The following is a 13,042-nucleotide window of genomic DNA, read 5'->3' as shown; positions in this document are numbered from 1 at the left end:
CATGTCCCTCAAAACCCCTTTGGCCGAGGACGCAAGGTGTCGGTAATGGCATTCCATAGGGCGACGGCCTCCCCTTCGCTCAACGAGGATTTCGCTAGCGGCGGTGGACTGTCCAACGGCAAGGAGCCGGGAGGGCGTTTGTCGGGGGTGCCGATGCGCTGACCGTTATGAAAGTCGATATTGAGGAGCGGCGTCTGGGCGCTGCCGATCTTGCTGTTGACCTCCAGCGAGAATAAATGGCCTTTGACATGGTCGTCGGTATTTCCTGCCAGAAGCCACTCCTCGAAAGCGAGTCCGCCATGCGATTTGCGCTCGCCTTTCCGCAGCGTGTGGCCATTGGCGTCCCGCACATTGGCCTCGACACTTTTGCTCCGGTCGAGCAGCGTATCGTCCGAAACAATATTGCTATTGTTGTGGATCGATAGCGATACATCCGGCATGTCCGTAAATACGTAGCTCATGTCGAGGTTTTCTTCATCAGTAGCGGTGCCTTGCAGGAAGCCTCCGTAAAAGCACAAGCCCTGATCGCTCGGCATCTCGTTGTCGGCTCGGCCGCGTATGCGCGCGAATACGTCCAGAAGGAGTGCCTGCTTTTGCGGGACGTCGGTGCCGATCTGAGCTGATAAGAGATCATCCTTATATTCGGGATACCTGCTATCAGCGGCGTTTACACACATCTTGATGGCGTAGCCATCTCGCCAGGCGTGCAACTCAAGGGTGCGTGATCCGTTGGCCCCCCCATTTTCGGAGCGATTAAAAATTCCCCCAATCGCGCCACGAAGCGGAATGATTTCCTTGAGTACCGGCTGATCAGGGTGCGCATCGAGATGCGCCGCGCGCAACTCGGCTTCACGCTGCTCATAACGCCACCGGAACAGTGATTCGTTCAGGGGCGCCACTTCGATGTTCACACCCTGCGCCTTCAGACCGCCCCAGCCGCTCGGCACCATGCCCGCAGGTAGATCAATCAGGTAGCGCCCGATGCAACGTGGCGTCATGGCGTGAGTGAGGGTTTGCATGGTGGCCTGTTCCTGGGGCGTGAGCGGGGGGAGTGAGGGCTGACAGCCGGCGACGCCAAGCATCAGCGCCAACAAACTAAAGCTGCCTCCCGTCAACGGCCTGATCGATCGCCATACGCCATTGCACCTACCCATCGCTCAAAACCCATTCGGTCGAGGAAGCAAGGTGTCGGTGATGGCATCCCATAACGCCACGGCTTCCCCTTCGGTGAGTGAGGCTTTGGCTAGCGGTGGCGGGCTGTCCAACGGCAAGGAGCCGGGCGGGCGCTTGTCGGGCGGGCTGAATCGCTGGCCGTTTTGAAAATCGATATTGAGGAGCGGCGTCTGGGCGCTGCCGATCTTGCTGTTGGCTTCCAGCGTGAACATGTGGCCTTTGACATGGTCGTCGGTATTGGCCTCCATTAACCACTCATCGAAAGCAAGTCCGTCATGCGATTGGCGCTTGCCCTTGCGTAGCGTGTGGCCATCGGCAATGCGCAAATTCGCATCGATGTCCTTGCCGCGATCAAGCAGCGTATTTTCCGAAACAAGATTGCTATTGTTGTGGATCGATATCGACACATCCGGCATGTCCGTGAACACATAGTCCATATCGAGGTTTTCTTCGTCGGTCGCGGGGCCTTGCACGAAGCCTCCGTGAAAGCACAGACCCTGTTCGCTCGGAATCTCGTTGTCGGCTCGGCCGCGTATGCGCGCGAATACATCCAGCAGGAGTGCTTGCTTTTGCGGGAGGTCTCTCCCGACCTCTGCTGCCCATTTTTCGTTCTTGTATTCGGGATACAAGTTGTCAAATGCATTGATCCACATCTTGATCGCGTAGCCATCGCGCCAGGCATGCAACTCCAAGGTCCGCGACCCGTTGGTCCCTCCGGTTTCGGAGCGATTAAAACCCCCCCCAATAGCGCCACGAAGCGGAATGATTTCCTTGAGTACCGGCTGATCAGGGTGCGCATCGAGATGCGCCGTGCGCAACTCGGCTTCACGCTGCTCATAACGCCACCGGAATAGTGATTCGTTCAGGGGCGCCACTTCGATGTTCACACCCTGCGCCTTCAGACCGCCCCAGCCGCTCGGCACCATGCCCGCAGGTAGATCAATCAGGTATCGCCCGATGCAACGTGGCGTCATGGCGTGAGTGAGGGTTTGCATGGTGGCCTGTTCCTGGGGCGTGAGCGGGGGGAGTGTGGGCTGACAGCCGGCAATGCCCAGCATCAGCATGGCGCTGGCAAGAAGAGCTTTCATGCGTCCTTTCATAAGTCGGGATACGCCATGGCGGTGCCTTTGACGGCCTGCGCGATCTTGACGATGGCACGCAGGGTGAAGTGCTTGGCGGGCTCGCATTCGCGGTAGGCCGGCTCGTGACCGCAAACCACCTGCAGCAATGAGCGCACGTGCCGCTCGGGCGCCATGCCCGAACGCTGGGGCACGGTGCCATCACCCGCCTCGTCGGGGTCGCTGATGGTGTAGCCCTGGTTGACACCTTTTTTCCAGCCGGGCCCTTGCACGGGTGTGGCCACGGTGCGCGTGGTGCTGATCTCGCTAGGGTCGAGGGCCGTCGCCTGCCAGGGGTCGGTGGTGCGGTGACCGGTGAGCTTGGCTTCACCCCAGCGCGAACCGCCCTGCCAGGTGACATTGCCATAGGCAAGATGCCCTGCATCGGCGCCATAGAACGCATGGGTGTTGGTGTGATATTTGCCAGCGGTGTCCTGATGAAAGATCTTTACCTTCTCATTCATCATCGTTGCGTAAGTCTTCCAATCCTGATCGATCTGCGCCTGCCTCTTGGCGGGATCACTTTCCGTATTCAGCGGATTGATCAGCTGGTCATCAATCAGGCTCCACCACCCGCCGCGTACAGTGTAGATCTCGTTGTAAGGGTCGTTGTGCTGCGGTAACGCCGGCACCCAGTTGCCGCCGTCCTGTTGAATCTTCAACCAGCCGTTGCCGTGCTCCGGTGTGGGCAGCAGCTGCAAGGGGCCGGGGGCACCCGACATGACGGCGGTGTTTGCAGCGGCGTTGGCCCCCAGTATTCCACTGGTGACGACGTCGCTCGCCCATACCTTCGGGCTCACGAGACCGCCTGGCCTTTCCGTACCGGACTTGATGCGCCGATAGGTAGCAGGCCGCCGTCATCGACGGTCATGGCTTGCGGGTTCAAATTTTGCTTGCGGTACGCAGCATCCTTCGTAAACCAAGGCAATGCACTGGTCTTGGTATCCATGCGCCATTTGACACTTTTATCCTTTATGCCCTTGAGATTGCTCCCCATCACCCCGGGCACAAAGATCACCGGGATCACCCGCAGGGAGACCATCATGCAGATGCCCACCGAGCTATCCGGTGGCGAGGTCACGGTGTGCCACTGGGGATTGCCGTAACGGTCGTAGCTCACGGGAATGTGGCGATCGGGCGCGTATTTCTCGTCGGTGTTTGTCATGGGGTGGGTTGGCCTGTTCGAGTCGATGGCGGGTGTTGCATGCGTGCCTGTGTGCCTAGGGGTCCAGAAGCAGATGCATGCCTTCCACCCAGAGGCTTTTTTGCAAGCCGGTATTTCCGTCGCCATCGGTCGTGTCCCGGATAACACTCTTGTCCGGGCGCACCAAGGCGAATTTCTGATGGCGCATGGGCGCGCCGTCATACGGCCATCGCAAACTCAGTTGCTCGTCGAAGGTGGCGTGTTTCCATGTATTCATGGCCCCTGCCAGCGAACTGGGCCCCTGACGGCTGAACGCAACCGACTTGATAGTCCGCTCGCCACGCGTTCCCTCTTCGATCCCGGTCGATTTCATGAGCAGGTACGAGCCGCCACACTTCAGCAGCAACTCATCCTTAGCTTCGATCACGACGCGTCCGTTGGCGCTGGTAATCGTCACGTTCTGGTCTGCCAGCAGACGCATCTCGTCGCTCTGTGCCTGTATCTCGACCTTGCCTTTGGCCGCGAACAGCTTGATGCCGAGTTTCTGCGCGAACACGGATACCGCTTCGCCAGCCGCCACCGTGAACCGCTTGAGCACGCTGACATCGGCGTGGCCGCCCGCGGTGGCGATCAGGTTCTCCTTGGCACTCAGTTGCAGATCGGCGCCCGAGGCCAGCGCCATACCTGCCGGCGCACTGACCAGGAGGCCGGCCTTGCGGAGTTCCATCAGCGTGTCGTTGAGCAGCGCTTTCTGCCGGCCGTAGTCGGCGGCGACCGCCTGCGCTTCGCTTTGCTGCAGGGCCTGCTCCAGCAAGCCTTGCGCCGCCTGCATGTCCAACTGCTTGCCGCCCGCGTTGAGCTGGTCGTCGGCGCTGATGAACAATCCCTTGCCGCCGCGGATCGCGCCGTGCCCCGAGCTACGCAGCTCGAAGCCTTCGCCGCGGGGCTGCTTCTTGTTGTCCACCAGGTGGCCGAGGTTGAGCTGGCTCTTGCCGGAGTGCTCGGTCGACAGCTTGATGTGTTCCTGGCCCTTCCAGTCCTCCATGCGCAACTTGTTGTTGCTCTGCGTGCGGATGACGTTGCGTGAGAGCCAGCGGTCCTGGTTGGTGACCAGGTCGATGGCCTGGCTGTGGTGGTGGAACTGGGCGATGTAGGGTTTGTTTGGGTCGCCGTCGCGAAAGGCGATGACCGCCTCGGCACCATCCAGTGCCGGGAAGTGGAAGCCAGTCTGCAGGCTGCCGGCGAACGGTTTGGCCAGGCGCAGCGGTACGCTCTCGCCGCCGGGATTCCACGTGTCGAAGTCGAAGTCGCAGTCGAAGCGGACCGTGTAGTAGCCCTGCACGGTCAGGTACGCGTAGGTGTACTGGCCTGGGGAGGTGACGCGTGCGCTCAGTGTGCCGGGGATTTTCGGCCAGTGGGCTTCATCCAGTTTCAGCCGGAAGCGCCGGTCGGACGGGATGGCCGTGTAGTGGTTGCGGTAGCTCGCGTCGCGCGCGCCGCGGTGGGTCACGGCCACGATCAACTGGCCGTTCGGGGCGTCGGCCAGCGCTGTGTCCATGCGCAGGATGCGCGCCGGGCAGAGTTCCAGCACGCTGCTCTCGCCCTCGTACTGCACCTGCCAGGCAACGGCCGCCTCGTGGCGCAGCTGCGCTTCCCACGCTGCGCCGGACGCATCCAGGTGATGGGTGCCGTAGACGTACGGCTGGCCGTAGGTAGTGACGTCTTTACTCGCGACGTTGGCCTCGGCGCGCAGCCGCTCGTAGGCCTGCTCCGGGTTGTAGTCGGCTACCGCAAACGAGGCCGGTACGGTTTGCGCATGCGTCTGCAGGGCGAATACCGACGCTTCGCCGCTTTGCAGCCCGGCCACTTCGCGGTACGGCACGGTCAGTGCCGGCTTATAGAGGTAGTGATCGATGTCGTCGGCAAACACCACCACGTCGCCGAACTCGCCCGGGATGATGGTGCTGTAGATACCTTCCTGCTGCATCAGCAGGTGGATGTACGGCCAGTCGGCGAGCTGGTACTGGAAGCGGAACGCGTGCGTCGGATAGGTGCGGCGCAGCGTGAACGAAAACTGGTGGCCCTTGAAGCCGTGGCGGCGCAGGATCGCTTCGATGATCTGCGGTGCGCTCTGCTGCTGGTAGATGCGGCTGCTGCGCGTGAGGCTGAGTCGTGCGATGTGCGCCTCGACCACGATGCGGTACGCGCTGAAGTCCCGCGTCGTCTTGATCTGCGAGAAGCCGGTGATGCAGCCGCTGAACGTGCGGGGTGCGGTCATGGCCGAACTATCGATCAACGCATCGGCAACGGCCGGCGCGATCGTGAAGCGGGCATCGCGCCCCAGGTAGTCCTCGCGCGCCAGCGCCTCGGGATGGGTCAGCTCGATCACGATGCGATACGGCTCGCCCATCCGCTCCACCGCCTCGAACGACACTACCGACAACGCCTTCGCGTTGGCCGGGCCGGTGACGTCGAGGAAATACGATTGCCGGCCGGGCGCGTTCGCAAGGAGCGGCGTCAATGCTCCCGTGTGTACCGACGCATCCTTGGTCGAATCGCTCATGGCTCTCATCCTTGGGAACGTGCGCCCGATCCATCGGGCCTGGGTGTTCGTTGCTCAGTCGCGAGGCCTTCGAGCAACTAACGCCCTATAGCCATAGATAGCGATTGTGGCAAAGCTCCACTCTAGCCACTTTTTATTTCGACGTGAATTGCAGCGCTGCGTGTTACTGCAAAATTTTATTTTGCTACCAGCGATTGCAATTTAAATGCGTAGGCGCTTTCCTACGCGATTCCCGCAACGCCTTGCACGTGCGTAGGCAACGTGTCGCCGCGCCGCAACCTCTTGCGCAAACGAATGAAGGGGCGTTCGATCAGGAAATAAGATGTGAGCGCTGCGAAAAAAGCGAGCAGCATGTTTTGCGGAAACGCATTTACCCACGCGTCGGATCGGTGATTGAAGAACGGCGATTGCCACAGATACAGCGAGTAGCTCAGCACGCCGAGAAAGACCACGGGTTTCCAGTTGAGGAAACGCCCAGCCAAGGAACTCGCATGACGCGTGCTCGACTCGAGCAGCAACGCGATGCACACGTTCATCAGCGGCGACCCCAGCAGGATCACCATGGTGTGGCTGCCCATGCGATTGATCAGCAACACCAGCGGTACTGCCAGCGCCAGCCATGGACTGGCGGTCAGGCGCAGGTACCACGTGCGGGTCAGCAACCATGGCCGCAGCAGCGCCAAGGCACAACCCGCGGCCAGGTAGTCGAACGTTGCAGGAAAGCTCGTCGACATCCCATTGAGCGCATGCGGATCGACATGGAAAATCCATTCGCGAATAGCCACGCGCACCAACGGACCCGTGAAAATCGCCGCGACGGCGACGATCAGCGCGCGACGTTCCCGCAAGAGCAGAAGCGTCAGCGGCCACAGTAGATAAAACTGCTCTTCGACGGACAACGACCACAGATGCCCGAACGCCAAGCCGCGGTTTTGCTCGAAGTTGATCGTGTAAGTGAGGGCGTAGACAAAATCCCGGCCCGTCAGATGTACTGCACCCAGCAACACCGCGATGGCCATGACCAGAATGAACGCATAGAACGCGGGGAAGATGCGCACTATCCGACGCAAGTAGAACCGCTTCAGCGAGATGCCCCCCGTCAATTCGCGCTCGCTCATAAGCAACGAGGTGATCAGAAATCCGGAGATCACGAAAAACACCAGCACGCCGAGATGGGCGACATCACCGCACCAACGGCCGTATTCCGCGATTGAAACGGGAAAATTCCGCGTGCCACAGAGGTGTCCGTAGGCCACCATCAGGATCGAGATCGCCCGGCAGCCGTCCAGTGACGGAATGCGCCTAGCCGTCAAGTTCGACATGCTTGCTCTGCCCTGCCACGAAAAGGGAATGCTGCGGATACAAAGCCTGAAATGCCTGCGCGGTGTAGTCGGCATCCTCCAGCATGGCGAGGCGCTGCGCCTCCCTGGCCAGTCGCAGCCGAAGTCCCTCATTGGTAAGTACTTCGCCGATGGCGTTCGCCAACTCCTCCCAGTCCCTGACGGGCACGGCCAGGGCCGCTGAAGGCGACCATTCCTTGAAATGCCCGACCGCTGTACCAACCGCAGGCACGCCAGCCACCGCGGCTTCCAGCAAGACCAGCGGGCCAGCCTCGTGCAACGAAGACATCACCAGCAGATCGGCGGCCTCCATCATCGGGCGCAATTCACGCTGCGTCTTGAATCCATGAAAGCGCACGTGGCGCTCCAATCCGAGCTGGTCGGCCAGTCGTTGCATCTCACCCTGCAGCGTGTCCTCGCCGACGATGTCCATTTCAAATTCGAGCCCCATGTCGACCAGGGCGGCCAGCGCCCGCAGTAGGGTCGGCTGGTCCTTGACGCGGTTGAGGCTGCCGACGTGGATCAGCCGCGCCGGCTTCGCGCTGCGCTCGCGCGGCGCGAGCGGCGGCCATGCCTGCAGGTCGACGCCGAGCGGCAAACGCCGCGCCTTGAGGCCGAGCGCCTGCAGTGAATCGATGATCGGCGTACTGGCCGCTGTGATGGAATCGGCGCCACGCAGCACGCATGCCTCGCGCAAGCGCCCTTTCCAGGTCCGTCGTCCGCCGTAGTCGATTTCGTGCAACGCGACGAGCTCACCGCCGGCCACATGCACCAGGCTCGGCAACCACAGCAGCTTCGCCGCGACCACGGCCACCAGACTGCAGGGACCGGCGAAGATCGCGTGAACCAGACCGAACGGCGCATGGCGATGCTCGGTGCGGATCGCTGCGATCGCACGCAGTCGGGTCCAGGGGTCGCCGATGTTATGGATCGTGGCGCCGGCGAGCTCCCAGCGACCCGCGACGGCTTCCTGATGCAGCGCGAAGACATGCACTTCATGCGCTCGTGCCAGCCGCTCGATCAGGGCCAGCAGCACCGGGATCACCCGGAACTCACCGCTGCGATCGACGCCACCGGGAACCACGAGCGCGATCTTCACGATGCCCTCCGTTGCCGATCGCCGTGAACTTGCGCATACGCGTCGGCCCAACGGCGGCCCACCGCGGCGAATGACAGTGCAGCGTCAAAATGGGCGCGTACCTGCTGCGACGACGGCCTGCTGGCTGCGAGATCGACCAGCGCCTCGGCCAGTCGCGTTGCATCACCGCACGGCCACAACTTGCCGACACGGCCGTTGTCGGTCAGTGCGCGAAACGATGGAATATCCGTGACTACTGGCACCGCACCGCAAGCCAGCGCCTCCAGAAGTGCATAGCCGGAACCTTCGTGGTGGCTGCCCGAGACGAACACATCCGCCGATTGCATCAAGGCCTCGACATGCGTGTGCGCCACCTTGCCCAACAGGTGTACCCGTCCGCGGAGCTGCGGATCCTGTTCGATGCGCTGTTCCACCTCGTCGAACAGCGGTGCACTGCCGAAGGCACACCAAAGCTGCAGGTCAGGCAGTTCCGACGCAGCCCGGGCCACACCGTCGAGCACGGTCAGCGGGTCTTTGCCGGGACTCAGGTGTCCCACCCAGAGGACACAGGGATCACCGTACAGCCCAGTCTCGACGCGGGCATCGGCGCGATTGCCCGGAGCGAAGCGGCTGCTGGATTCGGGGATGGCGAACAGCCGCAGCTGCGGCCCGAACAAACCGGCGGCGCTGAATGGCTGCGCCTGTTCGAGCGCAGTGAAGGCCACGCCCGAAACGGCCGCATACCAGCGCCGCCACCGCGGCCGTCGCCACCAGCGCGGCGGCCGGCTGGCGTGGTCCTGAACAAGGATCGGAAGTTGCGGCAGGCATTGCGATACGGCAAATGCATCCCCGACAAAGTCGAGACCGTTCGCGTGCAGGACATCGGCCTTGATGTCGGCGAGCAGACGGGCGAAACGGCGACCGCGGCCCGCCGCCCCGAGTCCTCTGATATCGATGAAGTGGTAATCGATGCCATTTCGCGTCAGCACGTCATCGCGCGCCGACGCCTGGACCACCGTGACCCGGGTTCCGCCACTGGCAGCTACTTCAGCGATGTCCACCAGCGAATGCCATCGCTCGAGAACCTCGTCATGCGCGAGGCCCGCTGGTGCTTGCAGGAAGTTGATCTGCGCCACGTGCAAGGCCGCCATCGCTACGCGCCCGTGATTTGCGGCTTGCGCAGTTGCACGAAACGGTTGGCGATGTTGAGTTCCCACGGATGGTTGTAGCGCCGGTGGCGATAGCGCCACGATGCCATCGCGCTCATGCCGCGCTTGGCCCAATGCGGAGCACGCTGGTCCTGCACGGTAGGAAAGCGGCAACGCAGCACGGTAACGAAATCGTAGATGCGCTTGCGCAGTTTATCGGTGAGCCAGGGCGCATCGGCGTGGCAGGCATAGTCCACCCATTTACGCTCCGTCCATTCGTCCGGCGTCGAGGGAAACACCACCAGCTCACCATTCACGTCGAGCAACGGCATCGATTCACGCTTGCCGCGATCTTTTTCGTGCTTGCTGCCCTCCGGCAAGGGCGTGTAGATATAGGTGATGATTTCCGAGGCGGGATTGATGCGCTTCAATTCGCGGATGAACTCGAATGTCAGCTCGGTTTCCTGTTCGGTATTGACCGGTGGCGCCAGCATGAAGGAGAACTCGGGGATGACCCCATGGCGCTGACACAGCTCGGCCACGGCCAGTGTTTGATCCGGGCGCGTGCCTTTACGGATTTCCTTGAGCATCGCGCCGCTCGGCGACTCGGCCCCGATATACGCCATGCGTAGTTTGCTTTTACGCACCAGCTCCCAGGTGCTTTCGGAAAGATTGAGCAGCGCATCCGCGCGCGCAAAGCACCACCAGGGCATTTCCAGTTTGGCCATGATCTTGAGCATCGGGATCATGTCCTTCTCGCGATCAAAAAAATTGTGATCGTAGAAAAGGATGGAGTCGGCGCCCAGTTCGTACTTCAGATAGCTCAGCTCGCGCTCAAGGCGTTCGGTCGGCGGCAGCGAAGTCGCTCCGCCAAACATGGCCGCCACGCCGCAGAACGTGCAGCGGAAGCGACACCCGATCGACGCCTGGTGCGCCGCCGTGCGGTGCCCAAGAAAGGTCTTGCCAAGATACTTGTCCGGGTTGCCCACCTTTTCATACGGCAGCACCAATGCGGCGTCGTCGCGATGGAAGCTGCGACTGGGGTTGTGCACTATCTCGCCATGGCGGCGCCAGGACACGCCACCGATCTTTGCCAGCGCATCGTCACCGCCGCCGCGGCCCAGCGCGGAAACCAGCTCAACAAGGCTCTCATCACCCTGCCCGCGTACTGCGTAGTCCACATAGGGCGCCGCCAGCGTGGTGTCGGTATACAGCGTTGGGAAGTAACCGCCCCAGATGATCGACATCGACGGATACCGCTCGCGGATCGCCTTGGACACGGCGATCGCCGGTGCTACCTGCGGACCGCCCATGATGCCAATGCCGACACTGTCGAAGTGCTGTTTCCCGGCGGCGGCCAAGGTCGCGCTCACCAGATCCCGATCGATGTTGCCATCGACGATATGGCTGTCACCGAAGCGATCCAGCGTCGCCGCCAGGTTGAGCAACGCCAGCGGAAAACGCGGATTCGTGGTGACGGTCGGGTTGACCAGCAGCGTGTTTGGACGGTAAGTCATAGGACGTCTTCAGGTACTCGTGGATCAGGCCAGGCGCCGCAGCTGGAACACCAGCGCTACCGGCACTTCCAGCGCCATGCGGTCGAAGCGCGCGCCGGCCGGGATATCGGCCGGATCGAGCATGGGTTCCAGTACCCGCTCGATCTGCAAGCCGAGCGTCGCGCAGGCGGCATGCCAATCGCTGTAGAGGTGCTGCGTATGCCGCACCGCGTAGCGCTGGTTGCCGAACTTGAAATCTCGCAGCCAGCCAAGCGCATGCCCGATCGGATGTACGTCGCTGCACAACAACACGCCGCCGGGTCGGGTCACCCGGCGCTGCTCGGCCAGCGCCTGTTGCAGATGCTCGAGGTGTCCAACGACCAGGCCGCAGATCGTCAGATCGGCCAGTGCATCCTGCATCGGCAAAGCCGCCAGACTCCCCTGCACCAGCTCGATCTTGGCGTCGGCGTCGGGTGGCAATGCGCTCAACTCCGCACCGGCCCGTTGCAGCATCTCCGGCGAAAGATCCACGCCGGTCACACGAGTCGCGCCACGTCGCAGTGCATGCAACATGTAGCGTCCACTGCCACAACCGACGTCGAGCACGGTTTGACCCTTCAGCGTGGCCGGCATCAGTCCGAGCATGGCGCGCTCTTCGGCTTGCATGACAGGATTGTGTGCATACGCCGGATAACTACGTGCCCACAACGCGTAAGCCTCCGCAGGATTGAGAGTCGATGGGCGTGACATCAGTAGCTCCGCGCTTCAATGCCCAGATCACGTTCGCGCGCGTTCCGGTCAGCGATCAGTTCGAGCCCGGGTTCGAGCGCGACCAACGCTGGTTCGGCCAGCGTTCTGGCCAGCAACTTCGGCTTACCGTCCAACGTCACCGGCACGGCTTCCATGCCGGCGGCGGCAAACCAGTCGGCAAAATCGGTATCGGCAATACAGGGGACGCCGTTGCGCACCACGGCGCGGATCTGGCTGCGTTCAATGTCAACCAGACTGCGTTCCTTATCGCCACCCCGGTCCTCGACAATCACCAGGTCTGCAGGTACGCCCGGGGCGAGACTGCCGCGCGCAGGCAGACGCAGGATGCGGGCAGCCTGCGTCGTGACCAGCTCCAATATTTGCTTGGGACTGAGCTCGCCGCGCGCCGCGACCCCACGCATTTCCTTGAGCAGGTCGCGCGCACCGCTGAGCCGTGAGTCGCTGCCCAGCGCAAGCCGGCCAGCCGCAAACAGGCGCCGCGGATCGAGCGACCGCCCAAGCAGGGCATGGTTGCTGGTCGGACACCAGACCACCGCGGCATCGCTGGCGATCACACGATCGATGTCCTGCTTGAGCAGGCCCACGCCATGGACCAGCACGCTGTTGGCGGCCAGACATCCGAGTCGGTCGAGCTCGGACAATTCTGCTTGCGCGATCGCATCGGTGCCCTCGGCCAGATGGATCATCCAGGGATGCTCGGTGGGCGTGGCAGCAAAGCTCTCTTGCACCGACGGACCGTAGCCTGGCCATCCCAGCGCGTAACTCCAGCCGTAGTCGCGCAGCAGTGCGATCGGAAAATTCATGGAGTCGAGCGTGGCATGCCATGGGTCGTGATGCGCCACGCAGGTGGTACCGGCGAGCAAGTTCTTCAGCGCACCATGCCGCAGCCGCAACTCCTTCGGCACCTTCAGCGCGGCGATGACGGCAGGGTCCTCGAAATGCGCCTGAAAGGCAGCAATCCAGGCGTAACTATTGGGAAAGGGTTTATCGCTTTTCAGCGGCGGAATGGCGTTCACGTGCAAATGCTCGTGCGCGTTGATCAACCCGGGGAAGATCAGATGGTCGCGAACATCGACCCGATAAGCCCGTGCGGCCAGCGATGAGCCGATCCGCCCTGCCCTGATCGGTAACGGCGCACGCGAGGTGCCGTCAGGGGTCACCGTGACCGCGCGGCACAAGCTGAGATCCACCGCTGCCTGAAGAATATCCAT

Annotated in this window: 11 protein-coding genes; all 11 read right to left on the bottom strand. The window is 62.2% G+C overall.

The window, feature by feature from the left end; translation table 11 throughout:
- Positions 1-8 precede the first annotated feature (8 nt).
- Complete coding sequence (locus HDE77_RS01890) at positions 9-1,019, bottom strand: T6SS immunity protein Tli4 family protein (protein WP_184415437.1); 1,011 nt, start codon at positions 1,017-1,019, stop codon at positions 9-11.
- A 138-nt stretch (positions 1,020-1,157) separates the two neighbouring features.
- Positions 1,158-2,237, bottom strand: a complete 1,080-nt coding sequence (locus HDE77_RS01885; protein WP_184415436.1) for a T6SS immunity protein Tli4 family protein — start codon at positions 2,235-2,237, stop codon at positions 1,158-1,160.
- Between the two features lie 32 nt (positions 2,238-2,269).
- Positions 2,270-3,091 carry a hypothetical protein gene (locus tag HDE77_RS01880; protein ID WP_184415435.1) on the bottom strand — a complete coding sequence of 274 codons (822 nt, stop codon included), beginning with the start codon at positions 3,089-3,091 and terminating at the stop codon, positions 2,270-2,272.
- Positions 3,088-3,456, bottom strand: a complete 369-nt coding sequence (locus tag HDE77_RS01875) for a hypothetical protein (RefSeq protein WP_184415434.1) — start codon at positions 3,454-3,456, stop codon at positions 3,088-3,090. The genes HDE77_RS01880 and HDE77_RS01875 overlap by 4 nt, the downstream gene beginning before the upstream one ends.
- Positions 3,457-3,511: 55 nt before the next feature.
- Positions 3,512-5,998 carry a type VI secretion system Vgr family protein gene (gene vgrG / locus HDE77_RS01870; RefSeq protein ID WP_184415433.1) on the bottom strand — a complete coding sequence of 829 codons (2,487 nt, stop codon included), beginning with the start codon at positions 5,996-5,998 and terminating at the stop codon, positions 3,512-3,514.
- Between the two features lie 221 nt (positions 5,999-6,219).
- Entirely contained in the window at positions 6,220-7,320 is a 1,101-nt protein-coding gene (locus HDE77_RS01865) for an acyltransferase (RefSeq protein WP_184415432.1), read from the bottom strand.
- Positions 7,301-8,437, bottom strand: coding sequence for a glycosyltransferase family 4 protein (locus HDE77_RS01860; RefSeq protein WP_184415431.1), 1,137 nt, complete (start codon positions 8,435-8,437; stop codon positions 7,301-7,303). Before HDE77_RS01860 ends, HDE77_RS01865 begins: the two co-directional genes overlap by 20 nt.
- Complete coding sequence (locus HDE77_RS01855; protein ID WP_184415430.1) at positions 8,434-9,567, bottom strand: glycosyltransferase family 4 protein; 1,134 nt, start codon at positions 9,565-9,567, stop codon at positions 8,434-8,436. The genes HDE77_RS01860 and HDE77_RS01855 overlap by 4 nt, the downstream gene beginning before the upstream one ends.
- A 2-nt stretch (positions 9,568-9,569) precedes the next feature.
- A complete protein-coding gene (locus tag HDE77_RS01850; RefSeq protein WP_184415429.1) occupies positions 9,570-11,081 on the bottom strand; it encodes a radical SAM protein in 1,512 nt (503 codons plus the stop codon).
- A 24-nt stretch (positions 11,082-11,105) separates the two neighbouring features.
- Positions 11,106-11,810 carry a class I SAM-dependent methyltransferase gene (locus HDE77_RS01845; RefSeq protein WP_184415428.1) on the bottom strand — a complete coding sequence of 235 codons (705 nt, stop codon included), beginning with the start codon at positions 11,808-11,810 and terminating at the stop codon, positions 11,106-11,108.
- Positions 11,810-13,042: an amidohydrolase family protein gene (locus HDE77_RS01840; protein ID WP_184415427.1), complete on the bottom strand. Its 1,233-nt coding sequence runs from the start codon at positions 13,040-13,042 to the stop codon at positions 11,810-11,812. Before HDE77_RS01840 ends, HDE77_RS01845 begins: the two co-directional genes overlap by 1 nt.

Source organism: Rhodanobacter sp. MP7CTX1, from assembly GCF_014205795.1.
Classification (GTDB): Bacteria; Pseudomonadota; Gammaproteobacteria; order Xanthomonadales; family Rhodanobacteraceae; genus Rhodanobacter.
Note: the sequence above shows the minus strand (reverse complement) of the source record. Positions and strands in the feature narration are given on the sequence as shown.